This is a genomic window from Cellulomonas fulva (genome assembly GCF_018531375.1).
In the GTDB taxonomy this organism is placed as follows: domain Bacteria; phylum Actinomycetota; class Actinomycetes; order Actinomycetales; family Cellulomonadaceae; genus Cellulomonas; species Cellulomonas fulva.
The window spans coordinates 2,062,324-2,081,188 of record NZ_JAHBOH010000001.1; the positions used below are offsets into that span (position 1 = coordinate 2,062,324).

Consider the following 18,865-nt stretch of genomic DNA (forward strand, 5'->3'; position numbering starts at 1 on the left):
CGTGCCGGTCAGGCCTGCTCGGGCGCGGGCGTCGCGTCGGCCGGTCGGCCGCCGCGCGTGCGGCGGCGGTTGCGGCTGCGGCGGGCGCCGTCGCCGGCTCCGTCCGGCCGGCTCTCGCCGGTCGACGACGCGCTCGTGCCGGACGAGCCGGCGCCGGAGGCCTCGGACGCGCTCGTGCCCGACGCGGCGCCGGCCGGCTGGTCGGCGCTCGTCGCGCCCTCGCCGCGGCCGCGGCCGCGGCCGCCGCGACGGCGACGGGAACGGCCCTCGCCCGCCTCGTCGCGCGGCGCGTCGGAGGACGGACCCGAGGACGCGGGACCGCGACCCTCGGGTCGACCGCGGTCGCGGCCCGTGCCCGACCGGCCAGAGTCCCGCCCGCCGTCACGCCCACCATCACGCCCACCATCGCGACCGGAGCCGCCCGCGGGCGCCTGGCGCGTGCGCTTGCCGGTCTCGCCCAGGTCCTCGAGGACCTCGGCGGACAGGCCCGCACGGGTCTGCTGCGACTTCGGCAGGCGACCCTTGACGCCCTGCGGGATGTCGAGGTCGGTGTAGACGTGCGGCGAGCTCGAGTACGTCTCGACGGGCTCGGGGATGCCGAGGCCGAGGGCCTTGTCGATCAGGCCCCAGCGCGGCGTGTCGTCCCAGTCCACGAACGTGACGGCCGTGCCCTTGTTCCCCGCGCGGCCGGTGCGGCCGGTGCGGTGCAGGTAGGTCTTCTCGTCCTCGGGGCACTGGTAGTTGATGACGTGCGTGACGTCCTCGACGTCGATGCCGCGTGCGGCGACGTCGGTCGCGACGAGCACGTCGACCTTCCCGTTGCGGAACGCGCGCAGCGCCTGCTCGCGGGCGCCCTGCCCGAGGTCGCCGTGCAGCGCCCCGGATGCGAAGCCGCGCTCGGCCAGCTCGTCGGCGACCTTGGCCGCGGTCCGCTTGGTCCGCGCGAAGACGATCGTCAGGCCGCGGCCGTTGGCCTGCAGGATGCGGGACAGCAGCTCGACCTTGTCGAGCGCGTGGGCGCGGTAGACGACCTGCTTGATGTTCTTGACGGTCTGGCTGCCGTCGTCGTCCGGGTCCGCCGCGCGGATGTGCGTCGGCTGCGTCATGTAGCGGCGCGCCATGGCGACGACCGGACCGGGCATGGTCGCCGAGAACAGCATGGTGTGGCGCGACGCGGGGGTCGCGGCGAGCAGCGTCTCGACGTCCGGCAGGAAGCCCAGGTCGAGCATCTCGTCGGCCTCGTCGAGCACGACCGTGCGCACGTGGCTCAGGTCCAGGTGACGCTGCTTGAGCATGTCGATCATGCGGCCCGGCGTGCCCACGACCACGTCGACGCCCTTGTTGAGCGCGTCGATCTGCGGCTCGTACGCCCGCCCGCCGTAGACCTGCACGACGCGCACCGACCGGCGCGCGGAGGCGGTGGCGAGGTCGCCCGCGACCTGCACGGCGAGCTCGCGGGTGGGGACGACGACGAGCGCCTGCGGCTTGCCGGGCGCGCGGAGCTGGTCGTAGCCCTCCTCGTCGCGCGCGACGATCCGGTTGAGGAGCGGGACGCCGAACCCGAGGGTCTTGCCGGTGCCGGTCTTGGCCTGGCCGATGATGTCGTGCCCGGACAGGGCCACGGGCAGCGTCATCGCCTGGATGGGGAACGGGTGGCTGATGCCGGCGTCGGCGAGCGCCTGGACGATCTCGGGGCGGACGTCGAAGTCCGCGAACGAGGCGTCCACGGCCTGCACCGACGAGGCGGTGCTGACCAGGGGACGGGTCATGGGGCTGGCGAGGGCCGAGGCCTCGCTCGTGGGGGCGGCGTCGTCGGCCGCGGGTATGTGCTCTGTGGTGGTCACGTCGACTCTTCGGTGCAGGGTGGCGCGCGCGTCCCGGCGCCGCCGCCAGGTGCGGGGCGCGACGGGCGACAGGGTCGCCACGAGATGGCCGGCAGCCGATGGCAGTTTGCGACTCGCAGGCGACGCCCCGGAGGGCTGCGCGAGATGGTCGTGGCCGACGGGCAACCGATGTACGCGCCCCAGCCTAGCCGACGGACCCGTCGGCACGGGGTGACGTTCTACGATCGCAGGATGACCACCGACGCCCAGCCCACGCCCGCACCCCCTGCGACGCCCGCGCCGGGGCCGTCCCGGGAGGGCGTCGCGGACGCGCTGGAGCTCCTGGGCCTCGTCGCGCAGCTCGAGCACACGGCCTTCGTGCGGCTCGCCGCCGACTCCGCGATCGCGCCGACGGTCGAGCAGCGCCTGGCGCTGTCCCGCTTCGCCGCGGCGGCGGTCGAGCGCCGGGACCGGGTCATCGCCCGGATCGAGGAGCTGGGCGCCGACGCCGCCACGACGCTGCAGCCGTTCGACGACGTGCTCGACGAGTTCGACGCCAGGACGCCGCCGAGCTCCTGGTGGGAGCGCCTGCTCAAGGCGTACGTCGGCTACGGCGTCGCGGACGACTTCTGCCGGCTGGCCGCCCAGGGGCTCGACGAGCGGTCACGCGCCGTGGTCCTCGACGTGCTCGACGACGCGTCGCACGCGGAGCTCGCGGTCGCCGAGCTCGACGCGGCTGGCGCGCAGGACGACGCGCTGTCCTCACGCCTCGCGCTGTGGGGGCGCCGCCTGGTCGGCGAGGCGCTGTCCGTGGTCCAGCGGCTGGTCGCGCAGCGCCCCGGCCTCGCGCGGCTGGCCCGGGCCGGCGCCGAGCCGGAGGCGGCCGCGGCGGACCAGACCGTCGCCACCGACGTCCAGGCGTCCACGAACGTCCCGACCAAGGTGTTCGGCGAGCTGACCGCGCAGCACACCCGCCGGATGGGGCGCCTGGGCCTGACGCCCTGACCCCGGGCCGGGACCGGGGATCGCACCGCGACCCGCGGCGGCCGGGCTCAGATCGAGCCGAACCCCACGCGAGCCTTGGTCTCGGCGCCGAGCTCGACGAACGCGAGCGTGCTCGTCGGGACGATCACGCGGCGACCCTTGGCGTCGGTGAGCTCGAGCGCGGGCTTCCCGGCGAGCGCGGCCGCGACGGCGGCGGACACCTCGTCCGCCGTCAGGTCGACCTCGAGCGCGATCTCCCGCGACACGTGCTGCACACCGATCGTGATCTCCACGCGAGTCTCCTTCGTCGTCTCCACCGTCTCCACCGCGGGCGACGGGCGTCCCGAGGGTCGCCCGGCACGTCGCTCGTCGATCCTAGGTCGTGGACGGACGGGACCGCGCCGCGTCCGCGACGAGCGAAACTCGCCCCGGGCGCCGGCCCGGGCAGCGTGCCCCGGGCGCTACTCGTCGTACGCGAAGTCCGGCCGGACCAGTCCCTGCACGCCCGCCCACGCGAGGCGCGTGACCAGGTCCGCGACGTGCTCGGCGTCGAGCGTGTCCGCCTGGCGGAACCGGTGCGTGGCCGCACCCTGCGCGAGCGAGATGAGCGAGACCGCGATCACGTGGCAGTCCGCGGGCTGCAGGCCGGTGACCGGCTGCAGCACGGCCGCGATGTGGTGCGCGGCCTGCGACGACGCGCTCTCGACGCGCGCCCGCACGTCGGCGTCGTGGGTGACGTCGGACTCGAACAGCAGCGCGGAGGACTCGCCCGCGAGCTCGACGAACGTCATGTAGGCGCGCACGATCGCGGCGATGACCTCGCGGCCCTGACCGCGCTGGACCGGCCCGTGCTCGATGGGTGCGACGGCGGCGGCGACCGCCGCGAGCAGGTCGGCGCCCCGCTGGTCGACGACCGCGAGGTACAGGTCCAGCTTCGAGGGGAAGTGCCGGTAGAGGACCGGCTTGCTGACGAGCGCGCGGTCCGCGATGTCGTCCATCGACACGTGGTGGAAGCCCTCGGACGAGAACAGCTCCTGGGCGATGCGCAGCACCTGGGCACGGCGCTCGTCGCGCGCCATGCGCGGCCCGCGGGGGCGGGTCGGCTCCTCGCTCGTGCCCTCGGCCATGCGGGCGATCGTAACCAGCGGATGTTTCAACGGTGCGACGATGTCCGCGTGAGCGAGCCCGAAGTCCGTCGAACGGGCGATCAGGAGCCGCAGCCGTCGCGCGTGGCCGCCCGGCCGCGGAGGTCGCGGCGACCCTCGCGTGGTGCCGCCGACGCGCGGTCCGTCCGCGCGGTCGCCCTCGTCGTCGCCGCCGTGCTGCTCGGCGGTGCGGCGGCGGGCGTCGTCGTGCACGAGCGCGGCGACGGGTCCGACGAGACGGCGGGGGCGGGTCCGTCGGACGCCGGGGCGACGGCGCCGGTGTCGTCGCCGGCCCGGACGCCCGACCCGACCCCCACCCTGACACCCGCCCCGACACCCGCCCCGACACCCACCCTGGCGCCGTCCGCGCCGCCCGCCCCCACGCCCACGCCGACGGGGCTGCCGCGCCAGGACCGCGACGCCGGCCTGCTGTCCGACGACGTGCCCGAGTCCGCGAGCGGCGACCTGGTGGTGGTGCCCGGGTCCGACCCCGGCCCCGGGACGGGCGCGGTGCACTCGGTGCGGGTCGAGGTGGAGGACGGCCTGGACGTCGACGCCGAGGTCTTCGCGGACTTCGTCATGTCCACGCTCAACGACCCGCGGGGCTGGGGTGCCGACGGCTCGCTCTCGTTCGCCCGGACCGACGAGCCCGCGGAGATCCGGGTGGTGCTCGCCTCGCCGGACCTGACCGACGCGATGTGCGCTCCGCTGCTGACGCGCGGCGAGGTCTCCTGCGGGCGCGGCGGGCACGCGACGATCAACTTCCGTCGGTGGGTCGAGGCGATCCCCGAGTACGGGAACGACCGCTGGAGCTACCGCCGCTACGTGGTGAACCACGAGGTCGGGCACCTGCTGGGGCACCCGCACGAGCAGTGCCCGGGCGCGGGCGAGCTCGCGCCGGTGATGCATCAGCAGTCCTACGGCGTGGCGCCGTGCGTCCCGAACCCGTGGCCGGCCCTGGGCTGAGCGGGGGTGTCGGTGGCGCGTGATGGGATCGGCTCCGTGACGACCTCCACCCCCGCTCCCGCGCTGCGCCGGCCGGCACTCGTTGAGGCGCCCGGGCACGGTCCCGGCGCGCACGTCACGCTCGACGAGGTGCAGCGTGCGGCCGTCGCGTGGGCGCGGGACGAGGCGGCGGGCCGGGCGCTGCTCGTGCTCGGCGCGCCGGGAACGGGCAAGACGACCACGGCGCTCGAGGCCGCGGCCGCCGCGGTCGGCGCCGGTCTCGACCCCGCGGGGCTGCTGGTCCTGTCGGCCACCCGGCGCGGCGCGGCCGAGCTGCGTGACCGGCTGGCCGCGCGGCTGCCGCTGACCGCCACCCGGCCGCTCGTCCAGACGCCCGCCGCCGCGGCGTTCGCCGTGCTGCGCGCCCGCGCCGTCGCGCTCGGCGAGGTGCCGCCGACGCTCGTGTCGGGGCCGGAGCAGGACCTGCTCCTCGCGGAGCTGCTGGCCGGCCACGCCGCCGGCGAGGGCGCGCGCATCGGCTGGCCGGAGCGGGTGCGCGCGGAGGCGCTGGGCGTGCGGGCGTTCCGCGACGAGCTGCGGGACCTGCTCATGCGCGCGGCCGAGCGCGACCTGTCGCCCGACGAGCTCGCGGAGCTCGGCGAGCGGGCGGGGCGGCCGGAGTGGGCGGCCGCGGCGCGCGTCTACACGGAGTACCTGGACGTGCTCGACCTGCGGTCCGGCACGCCGGACGCGGGTGAGCGGCTCGACCCCGCGGTGGTCGTGGCGCGTGCCGCCCGGGCGCTCGAGACCTGGGAGGAGGACGTGCCCGGCGCCCCCGCGCCCCGGTGGCGGCTCGTGGTCGTCGACGACCACCAGGAGAGCACCTCGGCGACCGCGCGCCTGCTCGACGTGCTCGCCGACCGGGGCACGCGGGTGCTGCTGCTCGGGGACCCGGACGCGGCGGTCCAGACGTTCCGCGGCGCCGACCCGGCGCTGCTCGGGAGGGCGACGGGCGACCCCGCGGGCCCCGGCGCGCTGGGCGCCGCGCGGCTGGTGCTGCCCACCGCGTGGCGGCACGACGAGACCGTGCGGGCGGCGGTGGCGCGCGTGACGGAGCGCGTCGGCACGCTGGGCGCGGCCGTGCACCGGCGAGCCGCCGCGCGGCCGGGCACCCGCGCGCCGCAGGACGTGCGGCCGGTCGGGGTGGCGCTGCTGCCGAGCGGAGCCCAGGAGGCGGCCTACGTCGCCCGGGAGCTGCGGAGCGCGCACCTCGAGGACCGGGTGCGGTGGGAGCGCATGGCGGTCGTCGCCCGGGCCGGCTCGCAGGTCACGGCGCTGCGGCGCGCGCTGGCCCAGGCCGGTGTGCCCGTCTCCGTGCTCGGCAGCGACGTGCCGCTGCGGGACGAGGCCGCGGTGCGGCCGCTCCTGGACGCCATGGGTGTCGCGGTGGGCGCGACGGAGCTCGACGCGGTCGTCGCGGCGCGGCTCGCATGCTCGCCGCTGGGTGGGCTCGACCCGGTCGGGCTGCGCCGGGTGCGCCGCGCGCTGCGGGCCGAGGAGCTCGCGGGGGGCGGCGGACGATCGAGCGACGCGCTGCTGGTCGAGGTGCTGGACGGGCCCGGCCGCGCCGCGACCCTGCCGCCGACCGTGGCCGGGCCGGTGCACCGCCTCGCGGCCGTCGTCGCGGCCGGGCGTCGCGCGGCGGGGGACGGCGCCGACGCGCAGGGCGTGCTGTGGGCGCTGTGGGACACCGCGGGGCTCGCGGAGCCCTGGCGCCGGTCGGCGCTCGCGGGGGGCGCGGCCGGCGAGCGCGCGGACCGCGACCTGGACGCGGTGGTCGCACTGTTCCGGGCCGCCGAGACGTTCGTCGACCGGATGCCGCGCACCGCGCCGGCGGCGTTCGTCGACTGGATCCGGTCGCAGGACCTGCCGTCCGACTCGCTCGCCGCGCGCGCTCGTCGGGACGCGGTCGCGGTGCTCACGCCCGCCGGCGCCGCGGGCGGTGAGTGGGACCTCGTCGTGGTGGCCGGCGTGCAGGAGGGGGTGTGGCCGGACCTGCGCCTGCGCGACTCGCTGCTCGGCGCCCAGGCGCTGGTCGACGTGCTCGCCGGCCGTGCCGCTGACGGCGACGGGGGCGACGGGTACGCGGCGGCACGCGCGGCGGTGCTGTCCGACGAGCTGCGCTCGTTCGCGGTCGCGCTGTCCCGCAGCCGCGGCCGCGTGGTCGTGACGGCGGTCGCGGACACGGACCACCAGCCCTCGCCGTTCGTCGACCTCGTGGAGCCCTCGACGGGTGAGCGCGACCACCGGCTCACCCAGGTGGAGCCGCCGCTCGACCTGCGCGGCCTCACCGCGCAGCTGCGTGGCCGGCTCGAGGCGGCGGCCGCAGCCGGCACGGAGCCGGACGCCGGCGCGGTGCGGGCGCTCGCCCGGCTCGCGCGCCGCGGCGTGCCGGGGGCGGACCCGCGCACGTGGCACGGGCTGGCGGGACCGAGCAGCGACGCGCCCCTGTACGCGCCCGACGAGGCGGTGCCCGTCTCGCCGTCGCGGCTCGAGACGGCGCACCGGTGCGCGCTGCGCTGGGCGCTGGAGTCCGCCGGCGGGACGGTCGGCGAGAGCGGCGGGCAGTCGCTCGGCACGCTGGTGCACGCGATCGCGCAGGAGCACCCGCAGGGCACGCACGCGGAGCTCGCCGCGGCGCTCGACGAGCGGTGGGACGAGCTCGGGCTCGGCACGGGCTGGCCGGCCCGCGCGACCCGCGCCAAGGCCGACGCGATGATCCGGCGGCTGGCGGACTACCTGGCCGACGCCGGCCAGGCGCTCCTGGTCGAGGGCGAGTTCCGCCTGCGCACCGACCGCGCCCTGCTGCGCGGCAGCGTGGACCGGATCGAGGCCGACCCCGAGCACCCCGACCGCGTCGTGGTCGTGGATCTCAAGACGGGCGCGAGCGCGCCGCCGAAGGAGCAGGCGAAGACCAACCCGCAGCTCGGCGCCTACCAGCTCGCGGTCGACGCGGGTGCGTTCGACGAGCTGCCGCCGGGGACCTCCAGCGGCGGCGCGCAGCTGGTCTACCTGGGCGTCGGGGCGTCGGCGACGCTGCGGGGGCAGGAGCCGCTCGGACCGGAGGAGGACGGCCCGTCGTGGGCGCGCGAGCTGGTGGACGAGGTCGCGGACGCGATGGCGGCGTCCGCGTTCGTCGCGACGGCCAACGACCAGTGCGACCGCTGCCCCGTGCGTCGCTCCTGCCCGGTCCGCGCCGAGGGCGGGCAGGTGGTGGCATGACGACGGCGGAGGCCGTGGTGGCGACCGCGGACGGTACGGCCGCCTCCGTGCCGCTCGTCGGAGCGGTGCGGATCGCCCAGCTCATGGGCCGCGACCTGCCGACCGAGGAGCAGCGCGCGATCATCGAGGCGCCGCTGCGCCCCGCGCTCGTCGTCGCCGGCGCCGGGTCGGGCAAGACCGAGACCATGGCGGCGCGCGTGGTCTGGCTGGTCGCGAACGGCTTGGTCGAGCCCGCGCAGGTGCTCGGTCTCACGTTCACGCGCAAGGCGGCCGGCGAGCTCGCGGACCGGGTGCGCCGGCGGCTGCGGCTGCTGGCCCGGGCGGCCGGCGAGCAGGGCGTCGTGCTCGCGGGACGCGCGTCCCTCGAGGACGACGTGCTGGGCGGACGTCCGACCATCTCGACGTACAACGCGTATGCCGCCTCGCTGGTGCGGGACCACGCGCTGCGGCTCGGCATCGAGCCGTCGGCGCGGCTGCTGGGCGAGGCCGCGCAGTGGCAGCTCGCGAGCGAGGTCGTCGAGTCGTGGCAGGAGGACCTCGGCACGGGCTCCGCCGTCTCGACGGTCGTCGAGGCCGTGCTCGCGCTGTCCGGGGCGCTCGCCGAGCACCTGCGCGGTCCCGGCGAGGCCCGCGCGGCGATCGAGCGCATCGTCGAGGAGCTGCGCGCGACGCCGCCAGGCACGCCCCCGCGCCCGCCGTACGCCGAGGTCAAGAAGCTGATCGGCTCGCTCGAGGAGCGCGCCCGGCTGATGGACGTGGTCGCGGCGTACGTCGAGCGCAAGCGGGCCATGGAGGCGATCGACTTCGGGGACCAGGTGAGCCTCGCGGCACGGCTGGCGGTCGAGGTCCCCGAGGTCGCGGTCGCGGAGCGCGCGCGGTTCGCCGTCGTGCTGCTGGACGAGTACCAGGACACCTCCTACGCGCAGCTGACGCTGCTGTCGGCGCTCTTCGGGGCCGGCCACCCGGTAGTCGCGGTGGGGGACCCGCACCAGTCGATCTACGGGTGGCGGGGAGCGAGCGCCGGCGGCCTCGAGCGGTTCCCGACGACGTTCCGCCAGCCGGCGTCGGAGGGCGGAGGACCGGCCGACGTGCTCGCGCTCTCGACGTCCTGGCGCAACGACCGCGCGGTGCTCGCAGCCGCGAACCGGGTCGCGGCGCCGCTGCGTGCCGGGGCGACGCGGGTCGACGTGCCGGAGCTCGCCGCGCGCCCGGGTGCCGGCACCGGCACCGTGCACGGACGGTTCGTGGACTCGGTGGAGCTGGAGGCGCAGGAGGTCGCGGACTTCGTCGCCGAGCGGTGGCGACCGGCGGCGCCGGGCCAGGAGCGGGTGACGGCGGCGGTGCTCTGCCGCAAGCGGTCCCAGTTCGGAGCGCTGCGGCACGCGCTGCGCGCTCGGGGGCTGCCGGTCGAGGTCGTCGGGCTCGGTGGGCTGCTCTCGACGCCCGAGGTCGTGGACGTCGTGGCGGCGCTGCAGGCGGCGTACGACCCGCTGCGCGGCGACGCGCTGGTGCGGCTCCTGACCGGGGCACGCACCCGGCTCGGCGCGGCGGACCTGCACGCCCTCGCGGCGTGGGCCGCGGAGCTCGCCGGCCTGCGCTCGGGCCGCGACCGGCGTGCCGGCGTCGAGCTCGACGCGATCGACGAGCGCAGCCTGGTCGACGCGCTGGACGACCTGCCGCGCCCCGGCTGGCGCAGCGTGTCCGGGCGCTCCCTGACGGACGAGGGACGGCGCCGCCTGCTCGAGCTCGCCGGCCTGCTCCGCACGCTGCGCGCGCACGCCTACCTCGCGGTGCCGGACCTGGTCGTGGAGGCCGAGCGGCTCCTGGGCCTGGACATCGAGGTCGCCGCGCGGCCCGGTGCGGGCGTCGGACGGGCGCGAGCGGCGCTCGACGCCTTCCGGGACGTCGCGGTCGACTTCGCGCGCGGGGTCGACGCGCCGACGCTGGGCGGTTTCCTGTCCTGGCTCGAGGCCGCCGACGCACGCGAGAACGGCCTCGAGCTCCCGGTGAGCGAGCCGGACCCGGACGCGGTGCAGCTCATCACCATCCACGCCGCCAAGGGGCTCGAGTGGGACGTCGTGGCCGTGGCCGGGCTGGTGGACGGCGTGCTGCCCGCCACCGCGACGCAGGGCAAGGACGGGCCGAAGGACTCGGCGTGGCTCGTGGGGCTCGGGTCGTTCCCGTACCCGTTGCGCGGCGACCACGCCGACCTGCCGCAGCTCGAGCACGCCGGGGCGGAGAGCGCGAAGGAGCTCGAGGAGCGGCGCCGCGAGTTCGTCCTGGCCGCCGGTGAGCACGAGGTGGCGGAGGAGCGTCGCCTGGCCTACGTCGCGCTCACCCGGGCGCGGCACGACCTGCTCCTGACCGGGGCGTGGTGGGGGACGGGCAAGACCGCCCGGAAGCCCTCGACCTTCCTGCTCGAGCTCGTCGAGGCCGGACTGGTCGCCGACGACGCCTGGGACGACGAGCCGGTGCCGGGCGCAGCGAACCCGGCGGAGGGCGCGGTCACCGCCGCGCTGTGGCCGGTGGACCCGTTCGCCACGGAGAACGGCCCGGGGCGCCGGGCGGCGGTCGAGCGGGCCGCGGGCTGGGTGCGCGCGGCGACCTCCGACGCGGCGCTCGCAGATCCCGGGGCGCTGCGACCCGCCGAGCGCTCGTTGTGGGAGCAGCGGGCGGAGCGGCTGCTCGAGGAGCGGGACCGGGCGGGCGGATCAGCCGACGCGGTCGAGCTGCCCTCCCACCTGTCGGCCTCGGCGCTCGTGCGACTGGGGGCCGACCCGGAGGAGTACGCGCGGGGGCTGCGCCGGCCCGTGCCGGCAGAGCCCTCGGGTCGCGCGCGCCTCGGCACGCGCTTCCACGCCTGGGTGGAGGGCTTCTACGGCCGCGCCACGCTGGTGGACCTCGACGCGCTGCCGGGCGCCGACGACGCGGAGGACTCGCTCGCGGACCCCGCCGAGGACGCGCTGCGCGAGGCGTTCCTGGCGTCGTCCTGGGCCGCGCGCCGGCCGGTCGACGTGGAGGCGGACGTCGAGACCCCGGTCGCGGGCTACGTCCTGCGCTCCCGCATCGACGCCGTCTTCCCGGCCCTCCCCGGCGAGCTCGGCCCGATCGGGGACGACATCGACGGCGAGATCGACGGCGAGCTCGACGACGAGCCCGACGGCGAGCTCGACGACGAGCCCGACGGCGTCGTGGTCGTCGACTGGAAGACGGGGGCCCCGCCGCGTGACGACGCGTCGCGCGCGGCACGGGAGATCCAGCTGGCGGTGTACCGGCTGGCCTGGTCGCGGTGGAGCGGCCTCCCGCTCGACCGCGTGGGCGCGGCGTTCCACTACGTGGCGGCGAACGAGACGGTCCGCCCGCGCACGCTGTTGGGCGAGGCCGAGATCGAGGCGCTGCTGCTGCGCGTCGCCCCCGCGGCCGCGTCGGACGAGGTGACGGACGAGACGACGACCGAGGTGTCGAGCTGACCGTCGGACGGCCCGCCGGGTCAGGCGTAGGACGCGGTGACCGTCGCGATCGGCGCGGTGGCGGCCTCGTCGTCCCAGGTCGGCCGCGTGTGCTCGTCGAGCTCGACGAGCATCTCGACCGCGTCCGCGACCACGTCGTCGTTGCCCGAGCGCACGCCGTACAGGAGCCACCGGGCGAGCGCGAGCTCGCCCGCGAGCAGCGCGCGGTCGGTCAGGTGCGGGTCGAGCAGCTCGGTGCGGCGCAGCTGGTACGCCTCGAGGATCGAGTCGGCGGCCTCGGGCGGGGCGGCGACGAGCAGCCACGAGAGGTCGTCGGCCGGGTCCGCCACGCAGGCGTCGCCCCAGTGCAGGATGCCGCTGACCTCGCCGTCGCGGACGAGGATGCGCTCGTTGGTGAGGTCTCCGTGCACCACGGTCGGGCGGAACCGCCACAGCGCCACGTCCTCGAGGCGCTCCTCCCAGCGGCGCAGGAGCGTCGGCGGCACCTTGCCGGTGCGGGCGGCCTCGTCGACCTCGGCCTGGCGCCGGGCGCGGTAGGCCTCGGCGTCGTACACGGGCAGCCCGGCGTTCTCGACGACGCTCGTCGGCAGCTCGTGCACCGCGGCGATCGCCCGCCCCAGCGAGGCGCACAGGCCCGGGCCGGGGACCAGCTGCGCGACGTCGAGCGAGCGGCCCGGGATCTCGGCGTGCACGGCCGCGCGGCCGCCCTCCGGGAGGTGCGCGAAGCCGACGGGACGCGGCACCGCGCACGGCAGGGTGCCCGCGTCGCTCGCGGTGCCCAGCGCGTCGAGCAGCTCGACCTCGGCCTCGAGCGCGGCGCCGGCCGCGGGGTGGACGGGCGCCCGGACCACCCACCGACGACGCGCCGCGTCCACGACGACCGCGATGTCGAAGTCCGTGCCCGGGTGGGCGGGACGTCGCACGTCGTAGGCGTCCAGGCCGGGGACGGCCACGGTGGCCAGGGCGGCGAGGGCGAGCGGGGATCGAGGCACGGGCCCAGCGTAGGTGCGCGGCGCGCGCGATCCCGCGAGCCCCGCGGCGTGTCCGCCCCATTCGTCCGGACTGCCCGTTCCCTTGGACTGCCCGTTCCCTCGGCCTGTCCGTCCATCGCCGCTGTCCGTCCATCGCCGCTGTCCGTCCATCGCCGCTGTCCGTCCATCGCTGCTCTCCGTCCATCGCCGCCGCTCGCTCACCGGCGCTGCCCGTTCGCCCCACGGTCCGCCGTGGCGACGGCGGCGGGTGGCAGCGGGTGGCGGCGGGTGGCGGCGGGAGCCGGCGGCTACGGTGACGCGGTGAGGTCCGACGAGCTCCCCCTGGCGCGCAGCGCCGTCGACCGTGCCGCGACGAGCCGGGAGCCGGGCGGGCTCGCCCGGGCGCTCGCGGACCCGGGCACCCGCGTGGTCGCCGTGCGGGACGGTGCGGTGCTGGTCGACGAGCCGGGCGGGGCGCTGGTCGAGCTCGCCGTGGGTGACCTCGCGCACGGCGGCGACGAGGACTGGCTGCTGCTGGGCGAGGAGCAGGGCCGGACGGTCCTCGCGCGCCGGTTCGCTCCGGTGACCGCCCCGCCCGCGCGCGGCTCGTCGTCGGACGTGGCGGTCCACCGGCCACCCGCGGGCGCCGGCGCGTCCGTCCCGCCGGCCGGGGTGCCGGGCCGGCCGGACGTCCCCGACGCGGCGTCGACCGGCGCGACGTGGGCGTCGCTGCGCGTGGTGGGCGCGACCCTGAGCCCGCGCGACGCGGGGCTGGCGACCACCGCGGTGGCGCTCGACCAGTGGCACCAGCGGCACCCGCGCTGCCCGCGGTGCGGCGCACCCACCGACGTGGTGCAGGCGGGCTGGGTGCGGCGGTGCCGCGAGGACGGCTCGGAGCACTACCCGCGCACCGATCCCGCGGTGATCATGGCGGTCGTCGACGACCGGGACCGGATCCTGCTGGGGCACGCGGCGGCGTGGCCCGAGGGGCGCTACTCGACGCTCGCCGGGTTCGTGGAGTCGGGGGAGTCGCTCGAGTCCGCGGTGCGCCGCGAGGTGGCCGAGGAGACGGGCGTGCGCATCGGCGACGTCGAGTACCGGGGGAGCCAGCCGTGGCCGTTCCCCGCGTCGCTCATGGTCGGCTTCGTCGCGCACGCGCTGACCACCGAGGTGCAGGTGGACGGCACCGAGGTGACCCACGCGCGGTGGTTCACCCGGCAGGAGCTACGGGACGCGGTGGTCGCCGGGCAGGTGGTCGCGCCCGGGCGCACGTCGATCGCGCGCGCCCTGGTGGAGGACTGGCTGGGCGACCGCCTGCCGGAGCCGGCGGACCCGGCGCTCGCCTGGCGCTAGGTCCCCGCCGCTGCCGGCCGGCTGGGGCACCGGCGCGTCCGGGCGACGACGGCTCAGCCCAGGCGCTGGCGCACCTCGACGAGCGACGGGTTGGTGGCCGCGGAGCCGTCGGGGAACAGCACGGTCGGCACCGTCCGGTTGCCGCCGTTGAGGGACGCGACGAGCTCCCCGGCGTCGGGGTGCTCCTCGATGTCGACCTCGGTGTAGCCGATGCCCGCGGAGTCGAGCTGCGTCTTGAGCCGTCGGCAGTACCCGCACCAGGTGGTGGAGTACATCGTGACGGTGCCGGGGGCGGGCGGGGTCTGCGTGCTCATGCGTCCTCGTCGTGGGTGGCGTCGGTGCTTCGTCCGATCCTCTCAACCCGCACGCCGCCCCGCGGATTCCCCGGACCGCTCCGGTGCCCGGCCCGCGGTCGTGCGGCCTGTGCACGCCCGGCCGGACGTGTGGGCGCGGGCTGCGAGACTGTCCGACGATGTCTCCCGACGACCTCCTCGCCGCGCTCGACCCCGAGCAGCGCGCCGTCGCCACCGCGCTGCGCGGCCCCGTGTGCGTCCTCGCCGGCGCGGGCACGGGCAAGACGCGCGCGGTGACCCACCGCGTCGCGTACGGCATCCGGTCCGGCGTCTACCGGCCGGACCACGTGCTCGCCGTGACCTTCACCGCGCGCGCGGCGGGGGAGATGCGCACCCGGCTCCGCGAGCTCGGCGCGGCGGGCGTCCAGGCGCGCACGTTCCACGCGGCGGCGCTGCGCCAGCTCGGCTACTTCTGGCCCAAGGTCGTCGGGGGCGCCGTGCCGCGGCTGGTCGAGGCGAAGGCGCAGCTGGTCGCGGAGGCCGCGCGGCGCGTCGGGCTGCCGGGGGACCGCACGGCGGTGCGTGACCTGGCGGCCGAGCTGGAGTGGGCGAAGGTCAGCCTCGTGGCGCCGGACGACTACGCGAAGGCCGTCGGGGCGCTCGACCGCGTGGTGCCCGGTGGTCACGACGCGTCCGCGCTCGCCCGGCTCATGACCTCCTACGAGCAGGTCAAGGACGAGCGCGGCGTCATCGACTTCGAGGACGTGCTGCTGCTGCTCGCGGCGATGCTCGCCGAGCGCCAGGACGTGGCCGCCACGGTGCGTGACCAGTACCGCCACTTCGTCGTCGACGAGTACCAGGACGTCAGCCCGCTCCAGCAGTACCTGCTGGACCAGTGGCTCGGCGGACGCCACGAGCTGTGCGTCGTGGGCGACCCGAGCCAGACGATCTACTCGTTCGCGGGCGCCACGCCGCACCACCTGATGTCCTTCACCCGCGCCCACCCCGGCGCGCAGGTGGTCCGGCTGGTGCGCGACTACCGCTCGACGCCCCAGGTCGTCGAGCTGGCGAACCGGGTGATCGCGGCCGCGCCGTCCGGTCCCGGGGCGGTCGCGCCGCTCGAGCTGCGCGCGCAGCGCGCCGCGGGTCCGGAGGTGCGCTGGGCGGCGTACGCCGACGACGAGGCCGAGGCGGCGGGGGTCGCGGCGGCCGCCGCGAGGCTCGTGGCGGACGGCGTGCCGGTGACGCAGGTTGCCGTGCTGTACCGGACCAACGCGCAGAGCGAGGCGCTCGAGGAGGCGCTGGCGTCCGCCGGAGTCGCGTACCAGGTGCGCGGCGGCGAGCGGTTCTTCGCGCGGCGGGACGTGCGTGAGGCGATCGTGTTCCTGCGCGGCGGCGCGCGGGCGGCCGACCCCGACGTGCCGCTGCCCGTCGCGGCGCGCGACCTGCTGCGCAACGCCGGCTGGACCGAGCAGGCGCCGGCGACGCGCGGAGCCGCCCGGGACAAGTGGGAGGCCCTCACCGCGGTGGCCCGGCTGGCCGACGACGTCGCTGCGCGTGCCGCGGCGGACGGCGGCGCCGCGACCGTGGCGGACCTGGTCGCCGAGCTCGACGAGCGCGCCGCGTCGCAGCACGCGCCGGCGATCGACGGCGTGACGCTCGCGACCCTGCACGCGGCCAAGGGCCTGGAGTGGGACGCCGTCTTCCTGGTGGGCCTGAGCGACGGGCTCCTGCCCACGTCGCTCGCGGAGTCCGGGGAGGCGGTGGCCGAGGAGCGCCGGCTGCTCTACGTCGGCGTGACCCGGGCGCGCGAGCACCTGCACCTGTCCTACGCGCGCTCGCGGCTGCCCGGCGGCCGGCCCAACCGTCGCGCCTCGCGCTTCCTGGAGGCCCTGTGGCCGGGCTCGTCGTCCCGGGCAACCCGGGGAGCGGGCCGGGGGACCGACGGGCGGACCGACGGGGACGGAGACCCGCGCACCATCCTCACCCTGGCCGCGCTCGAGCGGTGGCGCGAGCAGCGTGCCCGCGAGCTCGGGCTCGCGCCCGGCCGGATCCTGGCGACCCACGTCCTGCGCTCGGTCGCGGGCCGGCGCCCGACGACGCGGGCCGAGCTCGCGCTCGTCCCCGGGGTGGGCGCGCAGACGGTCGCGACGGTGGGGGACGAGATCGTGGCGGCGGTGCTCGGGGCGGCCCGCTGACCGCTGCGCGGGGCGTTCCCGCACGCGTCCGTCGGGGGCCGGACGGGCGAATCTCGGACCGATCTGAAACTCGTGCGGTTATTCGGTTGTGGCCGCTGCGAGCGCGCGCCTAGGGTGAAGCCCGTCCTGGTAAGCAGGTTCGCGCCGCGAGGTCCGAGCCGTCCTGAGAGAGGAGGTGGGTTGCTGTGAAGATCACGATGATCGCCCGGTCGAGCGCAGTGCTCCCGTCGCGACGTCTCGCGCCCACCTTCCTCGAGCTCAAGGGGCGCACTGTGCCCGCCGCCTGGTCCGTGTCGATCGGCGGCTTCGGCACGCGTCATGGCGTCACGACGACCGATCGCTCCGTCGACAGGACTCCGCCCGTCTAGCCCGCACAGGGTTCAGGCCGCGGAGTCCCATCTCGGGTCCGCGGCCTTCTTCTTTTCCTCCGGTGAGAGACCGGCGGGGCAGAAGTGGTTCGTGGTTCCGGCACCACACCGCTCACCCGCAAGTCACCAGGAGGACATCGTGCGGCTCACGACGCTGCTCGACGCTCATCAGGGCGGATCTGCCCTCGCGCGCAGCACCGAGACCACCGACGACCGACGGACGTTCGACGAGCTCGTCGCCGACCTCATGCCGTGCCGGAACAACGACCCGGAGCTCTGGTTCGCCGAGCAGACCGCGCAGGTCGAGCAGGCGAAGGCCCTCTGCCGCGAGTGCCCGCTCATGGCCGGCTGCCTCGCGGGCGCGCTCGAGCGGCAGGAGCCGTGGGGCGTGTGGGGCGGCGAGGTCTTCATCGGCGGCGTGGTCGTCCCCACCAAGCGTGGCCGGGGTCGTCCGCGCAAGCACCCGGTCGTCTGACCGGTCCACCCGGACCGGGCGCTCAGGCCGGCAGCCCCGAGGGCTGCGCGGCCGCAGGACGCAGGGCGGCGCACCCGCACGACGGGTGCGCCGCCCATCGTCGTTCGTGGGGCCGCGCGTCGGGGAGCGCGATCTCGAGCGTCGTACCGCGCAGGGGGCGGTACGGACGCGTCGGCGTCGCGCCCCTGACGTCGTCGGCGCTCGCGGCAGGGGTGATCGCGTCGAGCGCGGCGAGGGCCGCCGACCCGGCGATCCCGGCGGCGACCGCCGCGACCGCGTGCGGCTCCGCCGGCGGCGCGACCTCGCCCGTCGGCGGTCGCCCGGCGGGTCCCGCTGCGGCCAGCGCGGTCGCCACCGCCGGCCAGTGCGGGTCGGCGTCGGTCCGGTGCAGGTCGAGGCACCGGGCGCACGGTCCGTCACCGGGGACGACGAGCGGGCCGACGACCGTGTCGGCCTCCCGGACGAGGACGAGCAGATGGGGCGTGCCCACGCTGAGGAGGGCGGCGGTGATCGTCGGGTCGAGCGCACGCTCGGCGACCACGACGAGGAGGTCCACGCGCGCGCCCTCGTCCCCTTCGAGGACGGGCGCGGCAGCGACCTCGGGCGCGATCTCGGCGACCAGGCGCGCGGCCACCTCGGCGCGCGTCCCGCCCACGTCCGCCCAGCGGTAGCCGCTGGGCCCGATGTCGGAGGAGCGCACCGGCCGGGCGTCCTCGAGGCGCAGCACGCCGACGCCGCCCGCGGCGAGCACGCCGGCGACCCCGAGGCCCGTCGGGCCCAGCCCGACCACGCCCACCGCGCGGCGTGCGCGGGCGGCGACGACGGCCGTGCCGTCACCGTCGGGCAGGATCAGCCCGAGCACCGCGGCGTCGGCCTCGCGGGGGCCGGTCAGGGCGCGCGACCGGTCGCGCGGTTCGAGCAGCCGCGCCTCGTCGAGATCCTTGATCAGCGCGGAGAGCCGTGTCGGGGAGAGCCGGTCGTCCCCGGCCAGCGCCCCCAACGAGACGCCCGGGGGCAGCGCGAGCAGCGCCGCGACCTCGTCGTCCGTCAGGTCGGTGACGCGCACCGCCCACCGGGGATCGGTCCCGACCTGGACCTCGCCCGGCCCGCGGGGCAGGACCCGCAACCCTCTCCGCAGCCTCACGCGCCACCTCCGCCGGTCACCCTGCCACCGCACGTCACCCGGCGTGACGGCTCCTCCACAGGCGCGGTCGCCGATGCGGTCAGGGGGGCGGTGCGGCCGGGCCCGGGACGTGCGAAGGGGCGCCGTCCCTCGTCGGACGACGCCCCTGCGCGGAGCCCTCTGGGGTGCTCAGGCCTTGCCGAGGATGCGGTTCAGCTTGGTGCCGCAGACCGGGCAGATGGCCTTGGCCATCTTGCGGCCGGACTCGGAGACGACGACGTCGCCTTCCGCCTCGCGCTTCTCCTTGCACTTCACGCAGTAGAACTCGCCTGCATACGTCTCGGCCATGTGGGTCCTCCTTGGGCTGTCCGGTGCACCTGACGGTCGTTGCTCGGCGTCGGTGGCCAGGCAGTGCTGTGACCTGCCCGAGCGCCT

Annotated in this window: 15 protein-coding genes; 8 read left to right on the forward strand and 7 right to left on the reverse strand. The window is 77.0% G+C overall.

Annotated features, from left to right (window positions below):
• Window positions 1-8: 8 nt before the first annotated feature.
• Window positions 9-1,844 carry a DEAD/DEAH box helicase gene (locus tag KIN34_RS09220; RefSeq protein WP_372449538.1) on the reverse strand — a complete coding sequence of 612 codons (1,836 nt, stop codon included), beginning with the start codon at window positions 1,842-1,844 and terminating at the stop codon, window positions 9-11.
• Window positions 1,845-2,075: 231 nt separating this feature from the next.
• On the opposite strand from KIN34_RS09220, the gene KIN34_RS09225 reads away from it, so the two are divergent.
• Entirely contained in the window at window positions 2,076-2,828 is a 753-nt protein-coding gene (locus tag KIN34_RS09225; protein ID WP_214349563.1) for a ferritin-like fold-containing protein, read from the forward strand.
• Between the two features lie 47 nt (window positions 2,829-2,875).
• Here the strand turns inward: KIN34_RS09225 and KIN34_RS09230 are convergent, their stop codons facing one another.
• Both KIN34_RS09230 and KIN34_RS09235 read right to left on the reverse strand, forming a co-directional pair.
• Window positions 2,876-3,100 (reverse strand): DUF3107 domain-containing protein, encoded by a 225-nt coding sequence (locus KIN34_RS09230; protein WP_214349565.1) that lies wholly within the window; start codon window positions 3,098-3,100, stop codon window positions 2,876-2,878.
• Between the two features lie 168 nt (window positions 3,101-3,268).
• Window positions 3,269-3,934: a TetR/AcrR family transcriptional regulator gene (locus KIN34_RS09235; protein WP_214349567.1), complete on the reverse strand. Its 666-nt coding sequence runs from the start codon at window positions 3,932-3,934 to the stop codon at window positions 3,269-3,271.
• Between the two features lie 48 nt (window positions 3,935-3,982).
• Here KIN34_RS09235 and KIN34_RS09240 point away from each other — a divergent pair, with 48 nt between their 5' ends.
• Genes KIN34_RS09240 through KIN34_RS09250 form a run of 3 tightly spaced genes read left to right on the forward strand, consistent with a single transcriptional unit; the run spans window position 3,983 to window position 11,649 of the window.
• Window positions 3,983-4,918, forward strand: a complete 936-nt coding sequence (locus tag KIN34_RS09240) for a DUF3152 domain-containing protein (RefSeq protein WP_307858161.1) — start codon at window positions 3,983-3,985, stop codon at window positions 4,916-4,918.
• Between the two features lie 36 nt (window positions 4,919-4,954).
• Window positions 4,955-8,179 (forward strand): ATP-dependent helicase, encoded by a 3,225-nt coding sequence (locus KIN34_RS09245; RefSeq protein WP_214349571.1) that lies wholly within the window; start codon window positions 4,955-4,957, stop codon window positions 8,177-8,179.
• Entirely contained in the window at window positions 8,176-11,649 is a 3,474-nt protein-coding gene (locus tag KIN34_RS09250; protein WP_214349574.1) for an ATP-dependent helicase, read from the forward strand. The genes KIN34_RS09245 and KIN34_RS09250 overlap by 4 nt, the downstream gene beginning before the upstream one ends.
• Before the next feature lie 20 nt (window positions 11,650-11,669).
• On the opposite strand, the gene KIN34_RS09255 is transcribed toward KIN34_RS09250, so the two are convergent.
• On the reverse strand, window positions 11,670-12,641 hold the full coding sequence (locus KIN34_RS09255; RefSeq protein ID WP_214349576.1) for a phosphotransferase: 972 nt from the start codon (window positions 12,639-12,641) through the stop codon (window positions 11,670-11,672).
• A 300-nt stretch (window positions 12,642-12,941) separates the two neighbouring features.
• On the opposite strand from KIN34_RS09255, the gene nudC reads away from it, so the two are divergent.
• A complete protein-coding gene (gene nudC / locus KIN34_RS09260) occupies window positions 12,942-13,973 on the forward strand; it encodes an NAD(+) diphosphatase (RefSeq protein WP_307858162.1) in 1,032 nt (343 codons plus the stop codon).
• Between the two features lie 53 nt (window positions 13,974-14,026).
• Here nudC and KIN34_RS09265 read toward each other — a convergent pair whose 3' ends face one another.
• On the reverse strand, window positions 14,027-14,287 hold the full coding sequence (locus KIN34_RS09265) for a mycoredoxin (protein WP_214349578.1): 261 nt from the start codon (window positions 14,285-14,287) through the stop codon (window positions 14,027-14,029).
• 158 nt (window positions 14,288-14,445) lie between these two features.
• Between KIN34_RS09265 and KIN34_RS09270 the strand changes: the two genes are divergently transcribed.
• The 3 genes from KIN34_RS09270 to KIN34_RS09280 all read left to right on the forward strand — a co-directional run bounded on the left by KIN34_RS09270 (window position 14,446) and on the right by KIN34_RS09280 (window position 17,307).
• On the forward strand, window positions 14,446-16,464 hold the full coding sequence (locus tag KIN34_RS09270) for an ATP-dependent helicase (RefSeq protein WP_214349580.1): 2,019 nt from the start codon (window positions 14,446-14,448) through the stop codon (window positions 16,462-16,464).
• Between the two features lie 185 nt (window positions 16,465-16,649).
• Window positions 16,650-16,832 carry a hypothetical protein gene (locus KIN34_RS09275; protein ID WP_214349582.1) on the forward strand — a complete coding sequence of 61 codons (183 nt, stop codon included), beginning with the start codon at window positions 16,650-16,652 and terminating at the stop codon, window positions 16,830-16,832.
• A gap of 139 nt (window positions 16,833-16,971) precedes the next feature.
• On the forward strand, window positions 16,972-17,307 hold the full coding sequence (locus KIN34_RS09280; protein WP_307858163.1) for a WhiB family transcriptional regulator: 336 nt from the start codon (window positions 16,972-16,974) through the stop codon (window positions 17,305-17,307).
• A gap of 22 nt (window positions 17,308-17,329) precedes the next feature.
• Here the strand turns inward: KIN34_RS09280 and KIN34_RS09285 are convergent, their stop codons facing one another.
• Together KIN34_RS09285 and KIN34_RS09290 are read right to left on the reverse strand one after the other, a co-directional pair.
• Window positions 17,330-18,451 carry a ThiF family adenylyltransferase gene (locus tag KIN34_RS09285; protein ID WP_214349584.1) on the reverse strand — a complete coding sequence of 374 codons (1,122 nt, stop codon included), beginning with the start codon at window positions 18,449-18,451 and terminating at the stop codon, window positions 17,330-17,332.
• A 168-nt stretch (window positions 18,452-18,619) separates the two neighbouring features.
• Window positions 18,620-18,778 carry a DUF5679 domain-containing protein gene (locus tag KIN34_RS09290; protein WP_013883019.1) on the reverse strand — a complete coding sequence of 53 codons (159 nt, stop codon included), beginning with the start codon at window positions 18,776-18,778 and terminating at the stop codon, window positions 18,620-18,622.
• Window positions 18,779-18,865: the final 87 nt, after the last annotated feature.

Excerpts from the sequence above, each read along its gene's own strand:
- KIN34_RS09225 (WP_214349563.1), top strand. The coding sequence starts at position 2,076 with ATGACCACCGACGCCCAGCCCACGCCCGCACCCCCTGCGACGCCCGCG.
- KIN34_RS09235 (WP_214349567.1), bottom strand. The coding sequence starts at position 3,934 with ATGGCCGAGGGCACGAGCGAGGAGCCGACCCGCCCCCGCGGGCCGCGC.
- KIN34_RS09250 (WP_214349574.1), top strand. The coding sequence starts at position 8,176 with ATGACGACGGCGGAGGCCGTGGTGGCGACCGCGGACGGTACGGCCGCC.
- KIN34_RS09265 (WP_214349578.1), bottom strand. The coding sequence starts at position 14,287 with ATGAGCACGCAGACCCCGCCCGCCCCCGGCACCGTCACGATGTACTCC.
- KIN34_RS09270 (WP_214349580.1), top strand. The coding sequence starts at position 14,446 with ATGTCTCCCGACGACCTCCTCGCCGCGCTCGACCCCGAGCAGCGCGCC.
- KIN34_RS09290 (WP_013883019.1), bottom strand. The coding sequence starts at position 18,778 with ATGGCCGAGACGTATGCAGGCGAGTTCTACTGCGTGAAGTGCAAGGAG.